General features: G+C 69.4%; 28 protein-coding genes. 5 read left to right on the top strand and 23 right to left on the bottom strand.

Going from position 1 to position 22,429, the window contains the following annotated elements:
- Positions 1–11: 11 nt before the first annotated feature.
- The 12 genes from tilS to ruvC all read right to left on the bottom strand — a co-directional run bounded on the left by tilS (position 12) and on the right by ruvC (position 9,509).
- Complete coding sequence (gene tilS / locus Q8R27_RS06945; RefSeq protein ID WP_371134661.1) at positions 12–1,298, bottom strand: tRNA lysidine(34) synthetase TilS; 1,287 nt, start codon at positions 1,296–1,298, stop codon at positions 12–14.
- Positions 1,286–2,119: a tol-pal system protein YbgF gene (ybgF, locus tag Q8R27_RS06940; RefSeq protein WP_305698327.1), complete on the bottom strand. Its 834-nt coding sequence runs from the start codon at positions 2,117–2,119 to the stop codon at positions 1,286–1,288. Before ybgF ends, tilS begins: the two co-directional genes overlap by 13 nt.
- 94 nt (positions 2,120–2,213) lie before the next feature.
- On the bottom strand, positions 2,214–2,696 hold the full coding sequence (pal, locus tag Q8R27_RS06935; RefSeq protein WP_305698358.1) for a peptidoglycan-associated lipoprotein Pal: 483 nt from the start codon (positions 2,694–2,696) through the stop codon (positions 2,214–2,216).
- A gap of 202 nt (positions 2,697–2,898) precedes the next feature.
- Entirely contained in the window at positions 2,899–4,197 is a 1,299-nt protein-coding gene (tolB, locus tag Q8R27_RS06930; RefSeq protein ID WP_305698326.1) for a Tol-Pal system beta propeller repeat protein TolB, read from the bottom strand.
- A 19-nt stretch (positions 4,198–4,216) separates the two neighbouring features.
- Positions 4,217–5,113 carry an energy transducer TonB gene (locus Q8R27_RS06925; protein ID WP_305698325.1) on the bottom strand — a complete coding sequence of 299 codons (897 nt, stop codon included), beginning with the start codon at positions 5,111–5,113 and terminating at the stop codon, positions 4,217–4,219.
- The gene (locus Q8R27_RS06920) at positions 5,110–5,595 is read right to left on the bottom strand and encodes a biopolymer transporter ExbD (protein ID WP_305698324.1); all 486 of its coding nucleotides are present in this window, start codon (positions 5,593–5,595) and stop codon (positions 5,110–5,112) included. Before Q8R27_RS06920 ends, Q8R27_RS06925 begins: the two co-directional genes overlap by 4 nt.
- Entirely contained in the window at positions 5,595–6,305 is a 711-nt protein-coding gene (gene tolQ, locus Q8R27_RS06915) for a protein TolQ (protein ID WP_305596367.1), read from the bottom strand. The genes Q8R27_RS06920 and tolQ overlap by 1 nt, the downstream gene beginning before the upstream one ends.
- A gap of 66 nt (positions 6,306–6,371) precedes the next feature.
- On the bottom strand, positions 6,372–6,821 hold the full coding sequence (locus Q8R27_RS06910; RefSeq protein WP_305698323.1) for a YbgC/FadM family acyl-CoA thioesterase: 450 nt from the start codon (positions 6,819–6,821) through the stop codon (positions 6,372–6,374).
- Complete coding sequence (locus Q8R27_RS06905; RefSeq protein WP_305698322.1) at positions 6,818–7,354, bottom strand: hypothetical protein; 537 nt, start codon at positions 7,352–7,354, stop codon at positions 6,818–6,820. The genes Q8R27_RS06910 and Q8R27_RS06905 overlap by 4 nt, the downstream gene beginning before the upstream one ends.
- A gap of 3 nt (positions 7,355–7,357) precedes the next feature.
- A complete protein-coding gene (gene ruvB, locus Q8R27_RS06900) occupies positions 7,358–8,395 on the bottom strand; it encodes a Holliday junction branch migration DNA helicase RuvB (RefSeq protein WP_305698321.1) in 1,038 nt (345 codons plus the stop codon).
- Positions 8,392–9,009, bottom strand: a complete 618-nt coding sequence (ruvA, locus tag Q8R27_RS06895; protein ID WP_305698320.1) for a Holliday junction branch migration protein RuvA — start codon at positions 9,007–9,009, stop codon at positions 8,392–8,394. The genes ruvB and ruvA overlap by 4 nt, the downstream gene beginning before the upstream one ends.
- Positions 9,006–9,509, bottom strand: coding sequence for a crossover junction endodeoxyribonuclease RuvC (ruvC, locus tag Q8R27_RS06890; RefSeq protein ID WP_305597274.1), 504 nt, complete (start codon positions 9,507–9,509; stop codon positions 9,006–9,008). Before ruvC ends, ruvA begins: the two co-directional genes overlap by 4 nt.
- Before the next feature lie 138 nt (positions 9,510–9,647).
- Here ruvC and Q8R27_RS06885 point away from each other — a divergent pair, with 138 nt between their 5' ends.
- Complete coding sequence (locus Q8R27_RS06885; protein WP_305698319.1) at positions 9,648–10,052, top strand: copper resistance protein NlpE N-terminal domain-containing protein; 405 nt, start codon at positions 9,648–9,650, stop codon at positions 10,050–10,052.
- Here Q8R27_RS06885 and Q8R27_RS06880 read toward each other — a convergent pair.
- Positions 10,049–10,999 carry a nitronate monooxygenase family protein gene (locus Q8R27_RS06880; protein WP_305698318.1) on the bottom strand — a complete coding sequence of 317 codons (951 nt, stop codon included), beginning with the start codon at positions 10,997–10,999 and terminating at the stop codon, positions 10,049–10,051. The two genes, Q8R27_RS06885 and Q8R27_RS06880, sit on opposite strands and share 4 nt — an antisense overlap.
- 102 nt (positions 11,000–11,101) lie before the next feature.
- Between Q8R27_RS06880 and Q8R27_RS06875 the strand changes: the two genes are divergently transcribed.
- Complete coding sequence (locus Q8R27_RS06875; protein ID WP_305698317.1) at positions 11,102–11,740, top strand: 2-hydroxychromene-2-carboxylate isomerase; 639 nt, start codon at positions 11,102–11,104, stop codon at positions 11,738–11,740.
- Between the two features lie 2 nt (positions 11,741–11,742).
- On the opposite strand, the gene Q8R27_RS06870 is transcribed toward Q8R27_RS06875, so the two are convergent.
- Together Q8R27_RS06870 and mtnN are read right to left on the bottom strand one after the other, a co-directional pair.
- A complete protein-coding gene (locus Q8R27_RS06870) occupies positions 11,743–12,216 on the bottom strand; it encodes a VOC family protein (RefSeq protein ID WP_305698316.1) in 474 nt (157 codons plus the stop codon).
- A gap of 59 nt (positions 12,217–12,275) precedes the next feature.
- Positions 12,276–13,025: a 5'-methylthioadenosine/S-adenosylhomocysteine nucleosidase gene (gene mtnN, locus Q8R27_RS06865; protein WP_305698315.1), complete on the bottom strand. Its 750-nt coding sequence runs from the start codon at positions 13,023–13,025 to the stop codon at positions 12,276–12,278.
- Positions 13,026–13,158: 133 nt separating this feature from the next.
- Here mtnN and Q8R27_RS06860 point away from each other — a divergent pair, with 133 nt between their 5' ends.
- The gene (locus tag Q8R27_RS06860; protein ID WP_305698314.1) at positions 13,159–13,791 is read left to right on the top strand and encodes a YceI family protein; all 633 of its coding nucleotides are present in this window, start codon (positions 13,159–13,161) and stop codon (positions 13,789–13,791) included.
- 12 nt (positions 13,792–13,803) lie between these two features.
- Here the strand turns inward: Q8R27_RS06860 and Q8R27_RS06855 are convergent, their stop codons facing one another.
- The 4 genes from Q8R27_RS06855 to Q8R27_RS06840 all read right to left on the bottom strand — a co-directional run bounded on the left by Q8R27_RS06855 (position 13,804) and on the right by Q8R27_RS06840 (position 17,443).
- Positions 13,804–14,502, bottom strand: coding sequence for an MgtC/SapB family protein (locus Q8R27_RS06855; protein WP_305698313.1), 699 nt, complete (start codon positions 14,500–14,502; stop codon positions 13,804–13,806).
- Between the two features lie 12 nt (positions 14,503–14,514).
- A complete protein-coding gene (locus Q8R27_RS06850; RefSeq protein WP_305698312.1) occupies positions 14,515–15,321 on the bottom strand; it encodes a potassium channel family protein in 807 nt (268 codons plus the stop codon).
- Between the two features lie 8 nt (positions 15,322–15,329).
- Positions 15,330–16,580 (bottom strand): sodium:proton antiporter, encoded by a 1,251-nt coding sequence (locus Q8R27_RS06845; RefSeq protein ID WP_305698311.1) that lies wholly within the window; start codon positions 16,578–16,580, stop codon positions 15,330–15,332.
- A 116-nt stretch (positions 16,581–16,696) separates the two neighbouring features.
- Positions 16,697–17,443: a YebC/PmpR family DNA-binding transcriptional regulator gene (locus Q8R27_RS06840; RefSeq protein ID WP_305698310.1), complete on the bottom strand. Its 747-nt coding sequence runs from the start codon at positions 17,441–17,443 to the stop codon at positions 16,697–16,699.
- A 135-nt stretch (positions 17,444–17,578) separates the two neighbouring features.
- On the opposite strand from Q8R27_RS06840, the gene Q8R27_RS06835 reads away from it, so the two are divergent.
- On the top strand, positions 17,579–17,800 hold the full coding sequence (locus tag Q8R27_RS06835) for a hypothetical protein (protein WP_305698309.1): 222 nt from the start codon (positions 17,579–17,581) through the stop codon (positions 17,798–17,800).
- On the opposite strand, the gene Q8R27_RS06830 is transcribed toward Q8R27_RS06835, so the two are convergent.
- The 4 genes from Q8R27_RS06830 to Q8R27_RS06815 form a co-directional block, all read right to left on the bottom strand.
- Positions 17,797–18,954 carry a DegT/DnrJ/EryC1/StrS aminotransferase family protein gene (locus tag Q8R27_RS06830; RefSeq protein WP_305698308.1) on the bottom strand — a complete coding sequence of 386 codons (1,158 nt, stop codon included), beginning with the start codon at positions 18,952–18,954 and terminating at the stop codon, positions 17,797–17,799. The two genes, Q8R27_RS06835 and Q8R27_RS06830, sit on opposite strands and share 4 nt — an antisense overlap.
- Before the next feature lie 90 nt (positions 18,955–19,044).
- Positions 19,045–19,455, bottom strand: coding sequence for a DUF2177 family protein (locus Q8R27_RS06825; protein ID WP_305698307.1), 411 nt, complete (start codon positions 19,453–19,455; stop codon positions 19,045–19,047).
- A gap of 11 nt (positions 19,456–19,466) precedes the next feature.
- Positions 19,467–20,489 (bottom strand): cyclopropane-fatty-acyl-phospholipid synthase family protein, encoded by a 1,023-nt coding sequence (locus Q8R27_RS06820; protein WP_305698306.1) that lies wholly within the window; start codon positions 20,487–20,489, stop codon positions 19,467–19,469.
- Between the two features lie 10 nt (positions 20,490–20,499).
- The gene (locus Q8R27_RS06815; protein WP_305698305.1) at positions 20,500–21,294 is read right to left on the bottom strand and encodes a DUF1295 domain-containing protein; all 795 of its coding nucleotides are present in this window, start codon (positions 21,292–21,294) and stop codon (positions 20,500–20,502) included.
- A gap of 127 nt (positions 21,295–21,421) precedes the next feature.
- Between Q8R27_RS06815 and Q8R27_RS06810 the strand changes: the two genes are divergently transcribed.
- Positions 21,422–22,429, top strand: a 1,008-nt coding sequence (locus tag Q8R27_RS06810) for an NAD(P)/FAD-dependent oxidoreductase (RefSeq protein WP_305698304.1), incomplete at its 3' end; no start/stop codon positions are given.

Raw genomic sequence — 22,429 nt, 5'->3', positions numbered from 1 at the left:
AACGGAGAGGGTTAGACCTCCCCTTGGACTGCGCCCAGCGCCGCCTGCAGGCGGGTGAGCGCGAGGGTCTGGACCTCCACCGCGGGCTCCGCCGCGAGCAGCGGACAACTGACGCCCTGCGGACCATGCAGCGCGGGCAAGGCGCCGCGCAGGCTAGCAGGCACGCGGGCCAGGGCGCGGCGCTCTGCGTTCGGCAGTGACGCCGCGAGGCCGACCAGTGAGCGTACGGTCATGCCAGGGCTCGACACGGGGATTTCGTATCGGCCGTCCCAGACAACCCCGGCGCCCGCCGTCAGGCCTATCGGCGCCAATCCCCCGCGCGCCGTTTCGCCGGGTTCGCGGGAAAAACGCGCGACCTCGGCGCCGGCCACGCATCGTGCGCCGGCCAGGGTGGCGCGCACCGGAGCTTCGCCGAGTAGGGCGTGGGTCAGGCGCTCCGATCGCTCGCGCCGCGCCGGCGCCGCGCCGCCGGCGGCGCAGAGGCAGGCGGCGGCCACGAAGGCGTGGGCGGCCTCGAAGGGCGCGGACCGCAAAGCAAGGCGCGGGATACTCAATTCACCCAAAGGCGAGGATGTGCATAGCTCGGCGAGGGCGGCGGCGTCATGCAGGCTGAACGCCCCCGCGGCCGGCGCAGTCGCACCAGCGGCCAGCGCCCTGCGCGCCCGGCTGCGCGCGTAGTGGAGGTCGTCGTTGGCGGGGTCGTCGATCCAGGCCTCGCCGTGGGCCGCCAGCCAGTCGCGGATCTCCGCCCTACGCACTGACAGCATCGGGCGCAGCACGAAGACGCCGCGGCCCTGCGGCCAGGCGGGCGAGGCGCTCCATTCCTGAGGCTCGCCAAGCCGCGCGCCGCGCTCGCGCATCAGCCGCGCTTCAGCGATGTCGTCGGCGGTATGCCCCATCAACAGGACGCTTGCGCCGGCCTCCCGCGCCGCCTCGGCAAGCAGGGCGTGACGCGCGCCACGCGCCGCGGCCGGCAAACCCGACGGCGGCTTTGGGCCGTCCCAGGTCAGCGCGCGGAACGCAGCGCCCGCCTTGAGCGCGCGCTCGCTGCAGGCCTGCGTCCAAGCGGCGCTCTGCGGCTGCAATCCATGATCGAGGCTGAGCGCGAGGACGCGTCGTCCATGACGCTCTGCCCAGTCGAGCGTGGTCAGCAACAAGGCCAGGGAATCGCCACCGCCGGAAAAGGCGACAGCAACCGGCGACGGCGATGTCGTTGATAGCCGTCTGTCCAGCGCCTCGTCGACGCGGCCATCGAAGACGGCAGACGGCGACTGACGCCGGGTTGTCAGGCCGCGCACTTGGCCTGGGCGCGAGCGGCCTGGGCGCGCGCCAGCACGGCGGGCGGCGCCTTGGGATAGCGGCGGGTCAACTCGGCCAGGGTCTGACAGGCGTCGGTGGGTTTCTTCAGGCCGATCAGCGCGCGAGAGAGTTCGACCACGGCGTCGGGCGCCCATGAGGTTTGCGGCCAGCCGCGGATCGCGCCGATGAACGCCGCGGCCGCATCACCATGCGCGGCGCGCACGGCAAGGGTCTTGCCGAGCCAGTAGCGGGCCTCCGGCGTCTTCGGGCTGTCGGCGTAGTTGGCCACATAGTCGCGCCACGCGGCTTCGGCGCCGTCGTAGTCGCCGCCTAGCATCTGCTGGCGGGCACGGGTGAACGCCTCGGCCGCGGTGGGCGCAGCCGGGCCGCTCGCCACGGGCGCAGGGGCGGCCTCGGGCGGGGCGACGGCGCGCTGTTCCGCGGCGCTCAGCCGGTCGGCCAAGGCGCGGTTCTGAGCTTCCAGCGCCTGGGTCGCGGCGCGCGACTGCTGAAGTTCGTGGGAGGTCGCGTCGAGCGCGCCGTTGATGCGGGTGAGCGTCTGTTCCAGGTCGCCGACCCGGCGGGTCAGCTCCTGCATCTGGTAATCGGTCTCGGCAGGCTGCACGACCACGGGCCGGCCGGTGTCACGAGCCTGGAAGACGATGGCGCGCAGCTCGCGCACCACCTTTTCCATCCGCTCGACACGGCGGGCGTCGCGAGCGTCGAGGGGATCGTCCATCGGCGTCTGGGCAAAGCCCAGCGATGGACTCAGCGTCATCAGGGCGAAGGCGGCGGGAATCAGCAGTCGGCGAAGCGGCATGGGCGGATCATCTGCAAGGCGCGGCGTTCAAATTGCGGCGGTCACGCCTGTTCCCGGACGGGGCCGCTCCGTCCGGGATGGTCGCGACGGAGGCTTAGCGTGCGCCGGAGGTCAGCGTGGTGTGGGCATTACGGTTACGCTGGTAGGAATCTTCCGACGTCCCCGGATCGATCGGCTGTTCCTTGCCGTAGGACACCGTGGCGATCCGCGAGGCCTGGATCCCGCGGTTGACCAGGTAGTCGCGCACGGAATTGGCGCGGCGTGCGCCGAGCGCCAGGTTGTATTCGCGGGTGCCGCGTTCGTCGGCGTTGCCTTCGATACGCACGGCCACCGCCGGATAGCGTTGCAGCCACGCCGACTGGGCGTCGAGCACGGGGCCGGCGTCGCTGCGGATCGTGTAGCTGTCGAAATCGAAATAGATCCGGTCGCCGGCGTTGATCACGAAATCCTGGACCGATCCTGGGACCGGCGCCTGGCTGACCGGTCCGGGCGGCGGGAGCTTCGATTGCGAGTCGGTGGGGCCGGACGGCGTGGGAGTGACCGGCGCGGGCTTCGGCCGCGCCGAACAGGCGGCCATCGATGCGGCGACGCCGACGATTAGCGCCAGTCTAACTGCGCCTTTGGTGTTGAAGCTCGTGATGATCACGCGAGGCCTCTCCTTGAGGTTGGGGGTTTGACCAAAGGCGCAATGCGCGCCAGGTCCAGACTCCACCGCGCGAACTGGCGGTGCAACATTCGAACGGTCGAGATCACGCGATCGTTTCATTTGACTCGACTTGTCAGTCCAACAGCGGCGACCAGGCCGGATCGGACCCGGACCCCGGATAGGGCGTCGCGCGCTGCACGCGACCGGTGACGTCCACCGACCACAGGCGCGGCCCCTGGCCCTGGCCCTCGCGGAAGAACATCAGCACGCGGCCGTTCGGCGCCCAGGTGGGGCCTTCGTCGAGGTAGCTGTCGGTGAGCGTGCGCTCGTCGGATCCGTCGGGCCGCATAACGCCGATATGGAAACTGCCGCCGGTCTGTTTGGTGAAGGCGATGTATTCCCCGGTCGGGCTCCACACCGGGGTGGTGTAGCGGCCCGAGCCAAAGGACAGGCGACGCGCGCCGGAGCCGTCCGAGTTCATCACATAAAGCTGCGGATTGCCGCCGCGGTCAGAGTTGAAGACGATCTTGGTCCCATCTGGCGAGAACGACGGCGAGGTGTCGATCGCCGGGTCGGCGGTCAGCCGCGTGGAGGTGCGGCTGCGCAGGTTCATCACATAGATGTCGCTGTTGCCGCCGCGCTCCACGGAGAAGGCCACGCGCCCGCCGTCGGGCGAGAAGCGCGGCGCGAACACCATGCCGGGGAAGTCTCCCAGGGTCTCGCGGCGGCCGGTCTCCAGGTTGAACAGGTAGATGGACGAGCCCTCGGGCCGCAGCGCCATGTAGGTGATCTCCTGGCTGGTCGAGGAGAACCTGGGCGTCATGACGATGTAGGAGCCATCGGTGAGGTAGCTGGGATTGGCGCCGTCCTGGTCCATGATCGCCAGCCGTTTCACCCGTCCGACCCGCCCGCCGCTTTCCGCGACGAACACGACGCGGGTGTCGAAGTAACCCTTCTCTCCGGTCAGCCGCTCGTAGACGGCGTCGGAAATCTTGTGCGCCACGCGGCGCCAGTTCTCGGGACTGGCGGTGAACTGCAGGCCCAGCAGCTGCTGTTCGGAGAACACGTCCCACAGGCGGAAATCGACGCGAAGCCGCCCGCCTTCGACCGTCACCTGGCCGTTGACCAGGGCCTGGGCGTTGACCGCCTTCCAGTCGGGGAAGCGGGGCTGCACCTCGACCTTCAGGTCCTTTTCGATGAACGCGGCCGGGTCGATGGGCTTGAACAGGCCCGAACGCTCCAGGTTGGCGGCGATCACCTTGGCGATGTCGCCGCCCACGGCCCCGCCGCCCAGGGCCGGGATGGCGATCGGAAGCGGCTGGACGTCGCCGCGGTTGACGTCGACCTCGATCTCGGCCCGCGCGGGCGCCGGTGCGGCGGCCCCGATCGCCAGGGCGGCGGCGATTCCCAGCATCACCAACTTCAGTCGCATCGGGCGTTCCTCGTTACGGTCATCGGGCGCAGGCTTCACGGGCGTTGAACTTCACGGCGATTCTCTGACCGTAGAACTCGCTGGGCAGGTTGCGGAACGGCGAGGCGGCGTAGACGGCGCGCACCGCTCGGTCGGCGGCGGCCTGGATCACCGCGTTGGACGAACGCTCCTGACCGTCGGCGCGCACGTCGCCGACCACCTGGCCGCCGGCGCCCAGGGTGAAGGTCACGCGCACCTGGACGTCGCGCCCGCCCTCGACGTCGCAATTGGGGTTCCAGCGCCGCTGCAGCTCTTCCGACAACCCAGCCAGGGCGTTGGCCGAGATGCCGCTGCCGACCGCCGGACGGGCCTGTGGCGCAGTCTCCGGGCGGGCAGGGCCTTTCGGCGCGCTCGAAGCGCGCGGGCCTCCGGACTTGGCGCTCTTGGAAACACTGGCCAGCAGGGCGTCCAGATCCAGGTCCGAGGGCTTGGCTGTCTTGGTCGCCGGCGCCGCCTTCGTGGGCGGGGTCTTTGGCGCAGGCTGGGCCGCCTTGGGGGCCGGCGTCACGGTCTTCGGCGTGGGTGTCGGCTTCGGCGTCGGCGCAGGGGTCGGCTTGGGGACTGGTTGTGGCGCGACCTTGGGGGCGGGGGTCGGCGGCGGCGCGGGCGTCGGCGTCGGTACAGGGGCCGGCGGCGTCGGCTCCAGCGGCGCTTCGGGGGTCGGCGTCTCGACCTGGGCGGCCTGGGGCTCGGGCGCCTCGAGCGCGGCGCGCACGTCGGTGATCGAGGCGTTGGTGATGATCTTCACCGGCACGACGACGCCAGCCTTCAGCTCCTTCGACCATGGCCAGGTGATCAGCAGGGCGGCGGCGAAGGCCGCATGCAGCAGGGCCGATCCCAGCAGCGCCGGCGACAGATCTGAGCGCTCGCGCGTCACCGCTTGGGCGTCTCCTGTCCGCCCGAGGACGGCCCGCCGGTCTCGGTGAGCAGGTTGATGGAGGTGAATCCCGAGGTCGACAGCGCGGCCATCACCTGGGCGACGACCGCATAGGCCGCCTTGCCGTCGGCGCGCACATAGATCGGCTTGGCGGTCTCGTCGCCTGCCACGGCGGTCAGCCTGGGCGACAGCTCGGAAAAGGCCACCTGTTTGTCCTGGACGAAGATCGTGCCGTCGGCGCGGATCGAGACGGAGAGCGGCTCCTCCTGGTCCTGCATGGCGCCGGCCTCGGTCTTGGGCAGCTCCAGCGGGACGCCGGCGGTGAGCAGCGGCGCGCTGATCATGAAGATGATCAGCAGCACCAGCATCACGTCGACCAGCGGGGTCACGTTGATCTCGGACAGCGCGCCGCGCCGGCCGCGGCCCCGTCGGCGGCGTCGGCCACCTTGGGCGGAAAACGCGTCGTTGGCGGACAGCGCCATCAGAATCGCTCGGTCAGGCGGCGTTGGATGGCGGTCGACAGGTCGTCGGCGAAGCCTTCCAGCCGGCCGGCGAACTTGCCCGCGTCGGTCGAGAACTTGTTGTAGGCGATATAGGCGGGGATCGCCGCGGCCAGGCCGATGGCGGTGGCGAACAGCGCCTCGGCGATCGACGGTGCGACCACGGCCAGGCTGGTGTTCTTCTGGATCGCGATCGACTGGAAGGCGTGCATGATCCCCCAGACGGTGCCGAAGAGGCCGACGAAGGGCGAGGCGGTGGCGACGATGGCCAGCAGGCCGAGGCCATCCTCAACCTTCTGACTCTCACGCGCGATGGTGGTGTCGAGGGTGCGGTCAATCCGCTGCACCAGGAAGGCCGCCTGGGAGTCGCCTGACAGGCCCTTTGCCCGCTGCTCGCGCCATTCGCGCAGGGCGCCCTGCAACATGCGGGGCAGGGCGTGGCTGGGGTTCTCGCCCGCTTCCGCGGCGATCTCCTCCAGCGAGCGGCCGGCGGCCACCTGGGTCTCGAACGCGTCGGCCTCGCGATTCAGGCGGGCGAAGCGGAAGGTCTTGTCGATGATTACCGCCCAGGACCAGAGCGAGGCGCCGGCGAGGCCGAGCATGACCCCCTTCACGACCCAGTCGGCGCGCAGGAACAGGGTGATAAAAGAGAAGCTGTCGGCGTTGATCGCGGCGGGGACGGCGGGATCCATGCAGCTCCTTCTCCAGGGTCATGCGGCGGGCGACTGTGGCCTGAGTGAATCGCCCGTTTGGCGAACTTAAGGCGCCTCTGCCAGCAGTGGGGCCACCGCGTCCAGTAAAGCCTTCGAAGGTTTGCGTGCGCGCCCGGCCAGGTCGATGCAAGCGGCGACCACTTCGGCCGTGGCGATCAGCGTCTCGCCGCGCCAGATCGACTGGCTGACGAACAGGCGTGCGCCGCGTACGCGCTCGTAGAGGGTGCGAACCTCCAGCGCGTCGTCGATATGCGAAGCCTTGAGGAAATCCACCTCCAGGCGCGTCACCGCGAATGCGGTGGGCCGTTCGTCCGCCGCCAGTTCCCCATGGTGGACGCCGGCCAGCCTCAGGCAGTCGGAGCGACCCCGCTCGAAGTAGCGCACATAGGCGGCGTGATAGACCACGCCGGTGAAGTCGGTGTCCTCGTAGTAGACGCGCACGGCGAGTCGGTGCTCTCGCCCATCAAAGCGGCCGGCGGAGGGGTGCTCGTTCATGTGACGGTCGCCGCTCGCGCGCTGGTCGCCGGCGCAGCCTCGACGCGACGCGCTTTCGTCTGTTGCGCCACGAAATCGATGAGGAAGTCCGCTTCGCCGCGCGCCATGCTGCGGCCGACGGCGACCAGCGTGATCCCGAACAGAAGGAAGCCGGGCGGCGCGAGCAAGCCGATGGCCGGCGGGATCTCGCTCTGCGCTGCGCCGGTCAGATCGACCAGCGCCGCCAGGAACACTGCGCCGCCGATGACCGTGACTATGCCCAGCCACAGCGTGATGAACACCAGGGCCGCCGGATGCGCGCCGCTGCGGCACTGCATCCGGGTTCCGGGCGCAGCGTCCTCGAGGGTCACCCGCAAACGGGTCTGGAATGAATTGCGGTAGCGCAGGCGCTTGCGCAGCACTGCGCGTTCGTCGTCGACATCCCCGACCACCGACTTCTTGCCGAACAACACCAGCGGCGCGTCCACCGCCTCACGCAGGCGCTGGACGCATTCGCCGCGGGAGAGGGGCGAGAGGAGGCTGACGCTCGGCATGCCTTAGGTCTCGTCGTCGAACAGGGTCGCCTGGCCGGCCCGCGGCGCACTCGCCGGCTCGGTAAGCCCCAGGTGCGCGTAGGCCTTGGCGCAGGCCATGCGTCCGCGCGGCGTGCGCTGGATGAAGCCCTGCTGCATTAGATACGGCTCGATGACGTCCTCGACAGCGTCGCGCGCCTCGGCGATGGCGTAGGCGAGGGTCTCCACCCCCGCCGGGCCGCCGGCGTAGTTTTCGATCAGGGCCCGCAGGTAGCGGCGGTCGAGGCTGTCCAGGCCCGCCTCGTCGACCTCGAGCCTCGCCAGAGCGCGGGCGGCGGCGGCGCGGTCGACCAGCTCGGAGCCCTCGGCGGCGGCGAAATCACGGACCCGGCGCAGCAGCCTGCCGGCCACGCGCGGGGTGCCACGGGCGCGGGCGGCGATCTCGGCGGCGCCGTCGTCGTTCAGCTTCAGCCCCATCTTGCCGGCCGCCTGGGCCAGCACCTTCTGCAGCTCGGCCGGGGTGTAGAATTCCAACCTCAGGGGGATGCCGAAGCGGTCGCGCAGCGGCGTCGCCAGCAGGCCGGCCCGTGTCGTCGCCGCCACCAGGGTGAACGGCGCCAGGTCGATGCGGATCGAGCGGGCGGAGGGGCCGTCGCCGATGATCAGGTCCAGCACGTGGTCCTCCATCGCCGGATAGAGGATCTCCTCGACGTTCGCGGCCAGGCGGTGGATCTCGTCGATAAAGAGGACGTCGCGCGGCTCAAGGTTGGTCAGTATCGCCGCCAGGTCGCCGGCCTTGGCCAGCACCGGCCCGGAGGTGGCGCGGAAGTTGACGCCCAGCTCTCGGGCGATGATCTGCGCCAGGGTGGTCTTGCCCAGGCCAGGCGGTCCGAACAGCAGCACGTGGTCCAACGCCTCGCCGCGCTGGCGCGCCGCCTCGATGAAGATCAATAGGTTGGCCTTGGTCTGCGCCTGGCCGACGAACTCGGCCATGGTCTGCGGCCGCATGGCCTTGTCGGAGCCCTCGAGCGGCTGCGGTTCGCTGGACACCAGGCGGGTCAACGGCCGAGCTCCTGCAAGGCGGCCTTGATCAGCGCTCCAGCCTCGGCGTCTTCGCCCAGGCGCAGGGAGGCCTGCTCGACCAGCCGACGGGCGGCGGGCTCGGCGACGCCCAGGCCCATCAGGGCGGCGACCGCCTCGCCGGAGGCGGTGGGCGCGTGCGGGGCGGCATGGGCCTGCACCTGGGCGTGGAAGCCCGCGACGCCGCCGTCCGTAAGCGGCTTGTCCTTGAGTTCGGTGACGATCCGCTGGGCGAGCTTCGGCCCCACCCCCTGGGCGCGAGCGACAGCGGCCTTGTCGTCGCGCGCCGCGGCCTGGGCGAGTTCGCCGGGCGAGAGCACGTCGAGCACGCCCAGCGCGGCCTTCGGCCCCACGCCCTGGATCGCCTGCAGGACCACGAAGGCGTGACGCTCATCGCGGGTGTTGAATCCATAGAGGCGCATGCCGGTCGCCTCTGACCACTGGGTCTCGACGTGCAACACGGTCTCGTCACCGATCGCCGGCAGCCGCGACAAGGTGCGCGCGCCGCAGCGCACGACATAGCCGACGCCGCCGACGTCGACCAAGGCGTCCTCCTCGGCGATCTCGGCCACCACGCCGCGCAGGCGCCCGATCATGCGGCCGACCCCAGGGTGCGGGCGCGCCGGGCGTGGGCGTGGGTGATTGCGACAGCCAGGGCGTCGGCGGCGTCGGAGGTGGTCTCGCCGGCGGTCGGCAGCAGCCGGCGGATCATGAAGGCGACCTGGGTCTTGTCCGCGGCCCCTGTCCCGACCACGGACTTCTTGACCACCAGGGCCGCATATTCCGCGACGCTGAGGCCCGCGCGGGCAGGCGCGATCATCGCTGCGGCGCGGGCGTGGCCGAGCTTCAGGGTGGAGGCTGCATTGACGCTGACGAAGGTCTCCTCGATCGCCGCCTCATCGGGGGCGTAGGCGGCGATCACCTGGGCGACGCCTTCGAAAAGGGCCAGCAGGCGCAGCGAGAACGGGTCTGTGGCCGGCGGCGCGATCACCCCGTGGGCGACGTGCGACAGGCGCGGCCCGTCGATCGCGATCACGCCCCAGCCGGTGCGGCGGAGGCCGGGGTCGAGCCCGAGGATGCGCAAGGGGGTCGCCATGAATCGCGTTCGCCGTCTGTTCCGTACAGGGGATAGATGATGGGCGCATGGTTGAGAAGAGGTTGAGGTCGATCGGGTTGATTGCGTCGGACAGCCTCGCGGCGTGTAGGCTGGCCTGAACAATGGGAGGCGACTCGCATGCAGGCTATGGCGATCTTGGCGATAGCGGCGTTGGTCGGCGCCTGTGCGACGGCGGCCGGACCGCAGCCTGCGCCCGGAGCGCCGCAGGTCGGGACCTATGTCGGCCGGTTGCCTTGCGCGGACTGCGCTGGCGTCGACACCCGCCTGACCCTGTTCGGGCCGCCGGACTTTCGTTACCGGCTGGAGCAGTCTTATTCGGGCGGCGCGACCAGCACCTCGGAAGGCGAATATGTGATCCTGCGGGGCGACGCCGTCGATCCCGACGCCACCGTGTTTCAGATCGGCGTCGAAGGCGAGACGCCGTTCTTCCAGCGCATCACCGACGATGAGATCCGGCTGCTGGACCGAGAACAGCGCCCGATCGTTTCCGGCGCGAACCTGAGCCTGCGCCGCGTGCGCTAGACGTTCGCGGCCTCCGGCGCGAAACGCCGGGCGAGCGTCGCCATGACGGCTTCGAACTCGGCCATTGTCTCGTCGATGATCGCCGCCACCGGCTTGATCTCGTCGATGCGGCCGGCGACCTGGCCGCAGAGCGCGATCGAGGCCTCCATGTCGCCGCCGAAGTAGAGCGCCTGGGCGGTCTTGAATTCGTCGCGCGCGCCGGCGCCGCCGTCGATCTCGTAGGCGGTGGTCTTTTCGGTCCGCAGTGCGCGCAGGGCGGGTCCTGGGCCCATGCGGTTGAGGAACACGGTGTCGGTCTCCTGGGCGTCGAGGATCGCCTGCTTCCAGTTGGCGTGGACCGGAGACTCCATGGACGAGACCATGCGCGTGCCCATCTGCACGCCCTCGGCGCCGAGGGCGAAGGCCGCCGCCATGCTGCGCCCGTCGGCGATGCCGCCCGCGGCGATTACCGGCACGCCGACCCGTTCGCAGACCAGCGGCAGCAGGACCATGGTGGAGACGTCGCGGGCGTTCTTGAACCCGCCGCCTTCGCCGCCCTCGACCACCAGTCCGTCGACTCCGGCCTCCACGGCGCGCAACGCCGCGCGGAGCGACGGGACGACGTGGAAGACGGTCAGGCCGGCGGCCTTCAGTGCGTCGCAGTATTTCATGGGATCGCCCGCCGAGGTGGTGACGAACTTCACCCCCTGGTCGACGACGAAGCTGACGATGTCGGGATCGCGCACGAAGGCCAGCGCGACGTTGAGGCCGAACGGCTTGTCGGTGAGCTCACGCATGAGCCTGATCTCGGCGCGCACGGCGTCGAGGTCGCCCGACGACGTCTCGATGATCCCCAGGCCGCCGGCGTTGGAGACCGCCGAGGCGAGCTGGGCGCGGGCGATCCAGCCCATCGGGGCCTGGACGATGGGATACTTCACGCCGAGCAGGTCGGTGATGCGGGTCTTCATCGTGCGTCGCTCCGTTGCGGGATGATCTTATCGGCGCGCGCGCATCATGTATTCTGCGCCCGGTATCGCGCCGGCATGAGCGCGGGCAGCGGGAGCGATCAGATGCGCATCGAGTTCTTCTTCGACTGTTCCAGCCCCTACACATATCTGGGCTTCGAGAACATCCAGCCGCTGGCGGCGGAGTTCGGGGCCGAGATCGTGTGGCGGCCGATCCTGGTCGGCGGGGTGTTCAACCAAGTCAACCCGGGCATCGAATTCTTCAAGCAGAAGGACGCCGGCACGCTGCCGCAGCGCAAGGTCGACTACATGCTGAAGGACCTCGGCGACCGGGCGCTGGCCGCGGGCGTGAAGCTCAAGTTCCCGCCGAGCGGCCACCCGGTGAACAGCGTCAAGGTGATGCGCGCCTGCATCGTGCTTGAGCCGCAGGGCAAGCTGATCCCGTTCGCGCGTGCGGCGTTCCAGGCCTACTTCGGTGAAGACCGGCTGCTCAGCGACGATGCGGTGATCGTCGATATCTGCAAGGCGGCCGGCGTCGACCCGGACTGGCTGTTCGCACGCATCGCCGAGCAGAGCGTCAAGGACGCGCTACGGGCCAATGTGGACGAGATCATCGCGCGCGGCGGCTACGGTTCGCCGACCTACTATCTCAACGGCACGGACATGTACTTCGGCGACGACCGCCTGCCGTTGCTGAGGAAAGCGATGGAGCGGGCGCAGGCGGGCGCGCCGCAGCCCGCCTGACGCTAGCCGCGAGCGGCGGCTTCCAGTTCGGCGATGTCGAGCTTCACCATCTTGAGCATCGCCTGCATCACCCGGCCGGCCTTGGCGCGGTCGGGATCGGCGGCAAGTTTGCCCAGGATCGTCGGCACGATCTGCCAGGACAGGCCGAACCGGTCCTTCAGCCAGCCGCACTGCGACGGCTGGCCGCCGTCGGCTATTAGGGAGTCCCAATAGTGATCGACTTCGGCCTGAGTCTCGCAGGCCACGGAGAACGAAACCGCTTCGGTGAACTTGAACATCGGCCCGCCGTTCAGGCCCGAGAATTTCCGCCCGTCGAGCTCAAAGGTGACCATCATCACCGAGCCCTTGGGACCGGGCCCAGTGTCGCCGTAGCGCGAGATATCGCCGATCTTCGAGTTGGGGAAGATCGATACGTACAGGTTCGCCGCCTCTTCGGCTTGCCCGTCGAACCACAGGCACGCGGTGATATCCTTCATGGCGTTCTCCTTGACCGTGTGCGCGCGGCGCGCGGGGTCTGAGGTGAAGACGTGTGGAATCAGCCGATGCCGACATCGCCGTGCGCGCGGAGGATCTCGAACAGCTCCAGCACGCACAGGGCGGAGTTGCGCGCGGCCATCGCCGCCATTTCGGGATAGGTCAGGTGGCTGTCCTCGCCGGCGAGGTCGGACAGGGTGCGGACGACGTACAGCGGGGCGTCCCAGGCGGCCGCGACCTGGGCGACTGCGCCGGATTCCATGTCGATGGCGTCGGCCCCGAACGTCGCGTGCAGCGTTTGGCGCGTCTCCACGCAGTTGAGGAAATAGTCGGCAGTGACCAGGCCCCCCAGCCGGATCGGATCGCCGAGGGCTGTTGCGACGCGCTGCGCCAGCAGGGTGAGGTCGGCGGCGACCTTAGGCGCGACGGGAGCCAGAGTGGTCAGCCGCTCCGCACCGATCGGCAGCTGACCCGAGAGGGTCGGGATGAACTCGCCCGCCGCCACCAGGCCGTAGTCATGGATCGCCAATCGGTCGGCCAGCAGAACGGCGCCAACCGGAAGCTCCGGATTGAGCCCGCCAGCGACGCCTGCGAACACGAGGGTCTTTGCGCCGAATACGCTGAGCAACAGGGTCGCCGCAGCCGCGGCGTTGACCTTGCCCAGACCGCAGAGCGCCAGCGCGAACGGCTGGCCGGCGTGCTCGCCGGTCCATACACGGGTCGGACCGAAGCGCCCTTCGGCTGGTTCCGCTGAAAGGCGCGCGCGAAGCGCCGCGAGCTCTTCCGGCGTGGCGCAGAGCAGGCCGATCATGTGCGTTCCATGTGGTTCCCCGATCTCCTGCGCAGCTTAGTCCGCACGTCGACGCAAGGCGAAGCCGCGCCCTTGCCGAGCGCCGGGACGCGTGTCTAGGGTTCGCCGCCCAGAATCCTCAAGAGGACGCCCGATGAACCGTTTTGCAGCGACCCTGTTCGCCACCTGCGCGCTGACGTTCGCCGCCGGTGCGGCTGACGCACAGACCGTGGCCGCCGCCCCGCCCGCCCCCGTCGCCCCGGCGGACGTGAAGGGCGGCGCCTATACGCTCGACGCCTCGCACGGCAAAGTCACCTGGTCGGTGTCTCATGTCGGCTTCTCCACCTACATCGGCCAGTTCACCGGCGTGACCGCCAAGCTGAACCTGGACCCGAAGACGCCGTCCGCCAGCACCCTCGAGGCTACAGTCGACACCACGACGGTCGGCACTCTGAACGCCGCGCTGGATACGCACCTGAAGTCCCCCGACTTCCTGGACACCGCCAAGTTCCCGACCGCCACCTTCAAGTCGACCTCGATCACCTCGACGGGGGAACGCACCGCCGACATCGCCGGCGACCTGACCTTGCACGGCGTCACCAAGCCGGTGGTGATCAAGGCGACCTTCAACAAGGCCGGTCCCGGACCGGGCGGAAAGTACCGAGTCGGCTTCGACGGCGAGACGGTGATCAAGTTCGCCGACTTCGCCATCTCACCGAAGATGGGCGCGATGCTGGGCGGCGAGACCAAACTGGACATCGAGGGCGAGTTCGTTGCGGCTCAGTAGAGCTGCGACAAACTAGTCGTTGCGGGGACTGAGCTCGAATTCCTGCACGCGCGGGTCGGCGCACAGGCGGTCGACGATCGCCTGGGTGTCGACGTCGCGCGCGGCGTGGAGCGTGGCGGAGATCTCCGCGGTGCGACCCTCGTCGAGCAGACGGTGGCTGAGCGCGCTGGGCCGCATATTGAACTCCGCCGCCAGGGCGCGGAATTCCGCCTCAGGGAAGTTCGCGCCGCGCTGATAGCGGACCTTGGCGTCGAGCATGGTGGTCCCGGGCAGGTGGTCGTCGAACCAGCGGAAGCCCGCCAGCACAAGCAGGGTCGTCGCCGTCCCGCCGATCGCCAGCCCGAAGAAGCCGATCCCGTAGAGCACGCCCAGCGCCGAGGTGATCCACAGCGACGCCGCAGTGGTCAGGCCGTGCACCGACAGGCCCTGGCGAAAGATCACGCCTCCGCACAGGAAGCCCACGCCGGTGAGCACGCCATGGGCCATGCGCACCGGATCGATGCGGATCACCTCGGGCGGGGTGTCGGTCAGCCAGCGCACCTGGTGAACGGCCGCAAGCATCAGCAGGGCCGAGGCCAGCGACACCAGGATGTGGGTGCGAAGACCCGCCGGACGGCCGCGATACTCCCGCTCCAGCCCGATCAAGCCGCCGGCCAGCACCGACCCCGAGATCGGCGCCACATAGTCCAGAGCGATGGTCGCGTAGTCCACGGGGGTCGCCTCTCAGCTCTTGTTCGGAATGGCCAGAAGTTGGCCGCAGGCCTTGCAGTGCACCGCGTCGGGGTCGTGCCGCAGCAGGCCGCAGGACGGGCAGGGCCAGATCACCTTGTGGGGTCGGAACAAGGTCTGAGCCAACTGCACGAACAGGGTGATCCCGGAGATCATCACGCCGATCGAGATCAGCCGCCCCCAGGTCCCCGGCAGCGTGATGTCGCCGAAACCGGTGGTGGTCAGCGCCGCCACGGTGAAATAGAGCGCGTCCACATAGCCGTCGATGCCGGGGTGGATGCGCGCGAAGCTCGCGTAGACGAACCCGGTGGCGACGAACACGAAGGTCACCAGATTGACGCCCGCCTTGGCCACATCCTCCCAGCGGGTGTCGTCGTAGCGCCGTCCGATGGTCCGCCAGAAGAACTCGCTGTGCACCAGGGTCCAGAGGCGCGCGACCCGCAGGAAGCCCAGGTTCAGGAAGATCTCCGGCAAGAGCAGGGTCAGCCAGATGAAGATGTCGACCCAGACCACCGGCCGGCGCAGCCAGCGGCTGAGCTTGGGATAGGTCAGCGCGCGGGCGGCGAGGTCGACGCCCAGCACCGCGGCGATCGCGTAGTCGAGGGTCAGGAACACCCACTGCTGGCGCAACATCGGGCCGGCGATGAAGAAGGCGATGATCGCAAGATCGATGCAGATGACGCTGTAGCGGAAGCGCACCGCGGCCGGGCTGTCGCCGCGATAGAGGCTGCGCAAGCGCACTCTCAGACGATGGAAGGCATGTGGCGGCGAGAAGCGGCGTGGGGCGGTCTTTGCGTCCAAGGCGGCCTTCATCGTTGGCGGGACCCGATCGCCCGGCTCTTGGCGTCGATCCATAACATCAGGGGCGTGGCGGTGACGCCATGGATCAGGATCGACAGCAGCACGATCAGGCCGGTGACGGCCCAGATCCGCGCGCTGTCGCCGAACGTCGCGTGGTTGAGCGCATAGGCCAGATAGTAGAACGAGCCGATCCCGCGAATGCCGAGGAAGGCGATCATCCCGCGGTCGCGGCCGGGCACGCTCGTTCCAGCGAGCGACAGCCAGCCCGCCAGGGGGCGGGCGACCAGCAGGACGAGCACGGCCACGCCCGCGTCGCGCCATGTGAGCGGCGCCAGCATTCCGCCGGCGATCGCGCCTCCGAACAGCACCAGCACCAACATCATCAGCAGGCGCTCGATCTGTTCGGCGAAGTCATGAAGGGCGGTGTGGAATTCGTGACCCGGTTCGCGGCGTCGCAGCGCCAGGGCGGCGATGAACACGGCGAGGAAGCCGTACCCGTGCAGCACTTCGGTAACGGCGTAGGCCAGCAGGGTCGCGCCGATCGCCACGAGCCCGTCTCCGGTGTGCGACAGCTTCACATGCGGTGCGCCGAACGCGAGCCACCCGAGCGCGCGCCCGACCAGCCACCCCACCGCCACGCCGCAGACGATCCGCCACGCCACGTCCACCGCTAGCCAGCGCAGCAAGTCGCCGGCCTCAGGCTGGGCGCCCTGGGCGAAGACAATCGCCAGCATCACGAACGGGAACGCGAGTCCGTCATTGAGCCCGGCTTCCGAGGTCAGGCCGAAACGCACCTCGTCCTCCTCGCCGGACTGCGGCGGACCCACCTGGACGTCGGACGCCAGCACCGGATCAGTGGGGGCCAGCGCAGCGCCGAACAGCAGCGCCATGGCCAACGGAAACCCCAGGCCGTAGTGCCCAAGCGCGGCCACCGCGGCGATGGTCAGGGGCATGGCGATCGCCAGGAGGCGCCACGTGGTGCGCCACGCCTTCCACCCGAACGGTCGGTCGAGCTTCAGCCCTGCGCCCATCAGCGAGATGATCACCACCAGCTCGCACAGGCGCTCTGTGATGGTGTCATAGGTGCGCGGGTCCGGCCTGAACGCCAGCAGGCCGGAGCCAAACAACGCCAGCCCGATCAGCACGCACAAGATCGCCAGCGACAAAGGCGCGCGTTTGAGCGCCAGCGGCACCCAGGCGACCAGCAGCACCACGGCGCCCAGGCCGGCGAGGAACAGGACATAGGGGTCGGGGGACAAAGGGCCTCGAACGTCACGCGCGCCGAAGCGCGGCGCGCAGGGTCAACGTGCGGCGCGCGGTTTGGTGGCGCGGGACGGCGCGCAACACCCGCTCATCCCGACGGTGAGCGGGGAGATCACCCCGCCAACTTCTCCAGGTCCTCGTCGGAGATGTCGTAGTTGCCCCAGACGTTCTGGACGTCGTCCTCGTCCTCCAGGGCGTCGAGCAGGCGCATGAGGGTCGACACCTGGTCGCCGCTCACCGGGGTCAGCGTCTTGGGCCGCCAGGCGATGGCCGTGGACTTGGCCGCGCCGAGGGAGCCTTCGAGCGCCTGGGCGACTTCCGACAGTTCTTCGAAGGCGGTGAAGATCACGTGGCTGTCGGCGTCGGATTCGACGTCCTCGGCGCCAGCCTCGATCGCGGCCTCCATCACCTTGTCCTCGGACCCCGCCGCGGCCGGATAGATGATCTGGCCAACCCGGTCGAACATGAAGGCCACCGTGCCGCTCTCGCCCAGCGCCCCGCCGTTCTTGCCGAAGATGGTGCGCACAACCGATGCGGCGCGGTTGCGGTTGTCGGTCAGCACCTCGACGATAAGGCCCGAGCCGCCGGGGCCGAAGCCTTCGTAGCGAATCTCCTCGTAGGTCTCACCCTCGCCGCCGGAGGCCTTTTTGATCGCCCGGTCGATGTTGTCCTTGGGCATCGACTCGCCCTTGGCGTTGGCGACCGCCAGACGCAGGCGCGCGTTCATCGCCGGATCGGGCAGGCCGTGGCGCGCGGCGACCGTGATCTCGCGGGAAAGCTTGGAGAACAGCTTTGATCGGGCCGCGTCCTGGCGACCCTTCTTGTGCATGATGTTCTTGAATTTTGAATGTCCGGCCATGGTCTCAGATGTCACGTGCGCGGTGGATGGGCGAGGCGGCTTCTAGCGCCCGGATGAGATTAGCGCCAGCATCGCAGGCGGAACCTTGGCCGTGCCGACGGGTTCACCACGGCGACTAGCGCGGGAGCCTCCAGCATGAGCGACCTTGTGGACGAGCCTCTGTCAGAGGAGCCGCCCGCGTCTGACGGCGTATTGGTGCACTGGATGGAGCCCAGACCGATGACGCTGGGCCCCGCCGGCGTTTCGGCGACGGCGGCCGGCGCCTTCGCGCTCGGCGCCGTGGCCGCCGTGGCGCTGCTCAGCCTGCTGCACTACCTGGGCCCTGACCGCGAACCGCCCCGCCGCCGCTGGCGCTAGCCTGAGAAGGCCCGCACCGCAGCGATCACCTGATCCTGGGCCTCAGGCTCCAGGTACGGATGCATCGGCAGGCTGATGACCACCTTCGACTTGGCGTCGGTGACCGGCAGTCCCCCGGGCGCCTGGGGATAGGTCGAGTAGATCGCCTGGCGGTGGATCGGGATCGGATAGTAGACGGCGGTGGGGACGCCGGCTTCGCGCAGATGCCCGGCCAGGCCGTCGCGGTTGTCCACCTCGATTGTGTACTGGGCCCAGACGCTGATCCCCTTGTCGATCACCCGGGGCGTGCGCGCGGCGCCGGCGAGCCCGGCGGCGTAGCGATCGGCTATGCGGTTGCGGGCCTCGATCTCACTCTCGAAGATCTTCAGCTTCTCCAGCAGGACGGCGGCCTGCAGGGTATCCATGCGCGCGTTCATGCCGATGCGCAGGTTGAGGTACTTGGGATCGTGCTCGAAGGTCGCGCCCTCGGTGTCGGACTTCACCGCCTGGCCGTGGACCCGCAGCGAGACCATCACGTCGTGCAGGCGCGCGTCCTTGCTCAGCACCGCCCCGCCGTCGCCGTAGCAGCCCAGCGGCTTGGCGGGGAAGAAGCTTGCGGTGGCGACGTCGGCCCAGTGGATCGGGTGACGCCCATCGAGGGTGCATCCGAAGCCTTGTGCTGAATCGGCGATCAACTTCAGGCCGTGGCGATGCGCCACCTCGGCGATGGCCGGATAGTCGGCGGGCTGGCCGAACAGGTCGACCGCGATCACCGCGCGCGGCGTGAGCTCGCCTGCCGCCTTCACCGCCAGGATCGCCGCCTCAAGGCTGGCGGCGTCCATGTTGTAGGTGTCGGCGTCGATATCGACGAACACCGGCGAGGCGCCGATCAGGGGCATCACCTCGGCGGTCGCCGCGAAGGTGAAGCTAGGGCAGAAGACCGCGTCGCCGGGGCCGACGCCCCAGGCCATCAGCGGCAGGATCAGCGCCTCGGTGCCGCTGCCGCACGACAGCACGAACGGCGCCTGGCCAAAGCGTGCGAGCTCGCTCTCGAGTTGGGCGATCTCCGGACCCATGATGTAGGCGCCGCTGCGCACCACCTTGAGGATGGCGGCTTCCAGCGGCTCGCCGAGCCTCCGGCGCTGGGCCTGCAGATCGATGAACGGAATCGGCATGATGAGCGCCTCGCCAAACGGATGCGGCGGCTAGATGCCACGCGCCGCACCGCTTCGCCAAACAACCATGTTTTCCGATCGTTTCGAACTCTACCCGAACGCGCGGCGTACGGCGCGGAAGGCCAGACAGCCGGCGGTGGCGGCCATGGCGGTGACGAAGGCGCCCCAGGCCATGTCCGCCAGGGTGATCTTCAGCGACCAGACCTTCAGCGTCGCCTGGTTGGTGAGGTCGTAGGTCGCGTAGGCGACGACGCCCAGGGTGGCCCCCAGCGCCATCGCGCGCGGCCAGGAGCCCTCGCGGGCGGCCGGCGCCGCAGCTAGGACGACAACGCCAACCAGGTAGATGAGATAGAAGGCGATGGCCGGGCCCGCCGCCACGCGCTCGGCGAGGATCTCGCCGATGATCGGCTTGTAGAGTTTGGGCCCGGCGAGCGTCAGCCAGGCGGCGTCGAGCAGCACGAAGGTGACGGCGGCGGCCAGATAGGCAGCGATGTAGGACATGCTTCAGCGCCTCACGCGAGTTTCAGGCGGTGGTGGCTGACGCCCCATTCAGCCCCGCCGCGATGGCCGAACAATCCCGCCACAGCCAGGAAGAACAACCGCCAGCGTCGACGCCACAGCAGCGCCTCGTCGCCGTAGACATCGTGCAGCACCGGCGTGATCGCGGCCGCTTCACGATCGTAGTTGGCCAGCCAGTCGAGCGCGGTGCGCTGATAGTGAGCGCCGCTCCAACGCCAGTCGGCCTCGACCGTGAACAGGTCGGGGAAGCGGCTCGCCAGATCGTGGCTGGGCATCAGGCCGCCGCTGAAGAAGTACTTGCCGATCCAGTCGGCGTCGCCCTCGGCCTCGAAGCGATAAGGCGTCGTGGCGTGGGAGAAGACGTGCAGGAACAGCCGACCGTCCGGCTTCATCCAGGTCCGGACGCGCGTCAGCAACGCGCGCCAGTTGGCCATGTGCTCGAACATCTCCACCGAGACCACGCGGTCGAAGGCACCCTGGGTGTCGAAGGTGTTCATGTCGCAGGTGATCACTTCCAGGTTGGTCAGGCCCCGCGCCGCAGCGCGGGCGCGGATGAACGCCCCTTGGCTCTGGGAATTCGACACCGAGACCACGCGCGCCGCCGGAAAGCGCTGCGCCATCCACAGCGACAGCGAACCCCAGCCGCAGCCGAGTTCGAGGATCGCCTGGCCATCCTCCAGTCCGGCATGCTCGGCGGTGAGCGCCAGGGCCGCCTCCTCGGCCTCGGCAAGCGTCGTCGTTTCGTGGGCGTAAAAGCCGCTGGAGTATTTGAGCTGCGGGCCCAGCGCGGCCTGGAAGAAATTCGCGGGCAGTTCATAGTGCTGGGCGTTGGCGGCCTGGGCGTATTCCGCAATGGCGTGGGCCTCCATCGCCTGGGCGAACGCTTCGGAGCCTCCAGGCGCGGCCAGCAGGCGGCGGCGCTGCTGGGCGACCAGCAGTTCGATCGCGCCACGGCTCAGCGCGTCGGGGAGGGGTGTCGCCTCGAAGGCGTGCAGGGTGCGGGAAATCAGGCTCATGCGGGCAGGCTCATGCGGGTGTTCCTTTGCGCGGGGGCAGGGGGAAGAAGGCGCTGACGCGGGCCTGGTAGGCGACATAGGCCTGGCCGCGGGACGCCAGCATCGAGGCTTCCAGCGGCGGCAGGCCTGAGCCGCGCGTCAGCAGCAGGTACATGACCAGCGGGGCGGCCAGAGAGAGCGCGCTCCACGGATTAGCGGGATCGAAGGCGATCACCGGATAGGCCAGCCAGCCCATCCATTCGAAGAAGTAGTTCGGATGCCGCGACCAGCCCCAGAGGCCGGCGTCGGCGATGCGGCCCTTGTTGGCGGGGTCGGCTTTGAAGCGCGCCAACTGCGCGTCGGCCAGCGCTTCGCCGGCGATGGCCGCGAGCAGGATCGCCGCGCCGAGGAAGTCGGTGACCTGCAGGCTGTCGCCCGGGCGCCGCGCGGCCAGCACAACGGAGACGGCGAGCAGCGCGGTGGCCGGCGCCTGGATCAGCGTCAGCGCCACGAGCCTACGCTGATATGTCTCCCCCCACTGCTCGCGCAGGCGCACGTAGCGGGCGTCGGCCGGACCGCTGGCGACGCGGCGTGCGACATAGGTCCCGAGCCGCAGGGCCCACAGCGCCACCAGACCCGCGACGAGCAGCTGGCGTGCGCCCGACGGCGCAGGGACGAGGGCTGCGACCGTCAGGCAGGCCCCGGTCCCGAAGGTCCAAAACACGTCGATCCAACCGGACTCGCCGACCTGACGCTGAAACGCCCAGGCGGCCGCCATAATCGCGGTCATCGCCGCCAGCACGCCAAGGACGATCATCAGGGTCATCGCTGCTCAGGTCTCCGCGTTCAAGCGCAGTTACGCAGGCGCCGGCCGAGCGGATGCATCCGGGCCGCAAGCCGCCGCGTAGCTCTCCTTAACCGGGGCCATGGCCTCAGCAGCTCAGGAGGGCGCAGTGGCGTTCGGCGAGACGGATCGGGCCTTGCGCATCGCGGTGGTAGGGGGCGGCATCTCCGGCCTGTCGGCGGCCTGGCTGCTCTCACAACGCCACGCGGTGACCCTCTACGAGGCCGACGAGCGGCTGGGCGGCCACGCCAACACCCACCTCGCGCCGGGGCGCAAAGGGCTCGCGCCCGTCGACACCGGCTTCATCGTCTACAACGAGGAGAACTACCCCAACTTCACCGCCCTGCTGGGTGAGCTGGGCGTCGCCAGCCGGGAGGCGATGATGTCGCTCAGCGTCTCGCTGGATGACGGGGCGTTTGAATACTCCAGCGACGTCACTGGCCTGTTCGCGCAAGGGCGCAACCTGTTCAGCCGCCGTTACTGGGCGATGCTGCGCGACGTCGGCCGGTTCTACCGCCATGGCGTCGCCGAGGTCGCCGAGATCGCCGACCCAGAGCTGGCTCTGGGCGACTATCTGGAGCGAAAGGGATACTGCCGGGCGTTCCAGGAGGACCACCTGCTGCCGCAGGCCGCGGCCATCTGGTCGACCCCGCTGTCGGCGATCCGCGACTATCCGGCTGAGGCGCTGGTCCGGTTCTTCCAGAACCACGGGATGATGCGGCTGACCGGGCGGGGTCGCTGGCGCACGGTCGTCGGCGGCTCCCAGGCCTATGTGCGCAAGCTGGCTGCGGCGTTCGACGGAGAGACGCGAGTGGGCGCGAAGGTTGCTGGCGTGCGGCGCGACGCGGCCGGCGTCGAGGTGCGCGAGGCCGACGGTCGCGTGCAGCGCTACGACCACGTGGTGATCGCCGCCCACGCCGATCACGCCCTGGCCATGCTGGACGATGCGGGCGCGGTGGAGCGGCGCGTGTTGTCGGCGTTCCGCTACAGCGCCAACCAAGCCGTGCTGCACAGCGACCGCAACCTGATGCCCAAGCGCCGGCTGGCGTGGTCGAGCTGGAACCACATCGGCCGCCGCGATGCGGCGCAGGACGGCTGCGTCACCTATTGGATGAAC

The sequence above is a fragment of the Phenylobacterium sp. genome (genome assembly GCF_030697305.1).
Classification (GTDB): domain Bacteria; phylum Pseudomonadota; class Alphaproteobacteria; order Caulobacterales; family Caulobacteraceae; genus Phenylobacterium.
Note: the sequence above shows the minus strand (reverse complement) of the source record. Positions and strands in the feature narration are given on the sequence as shown.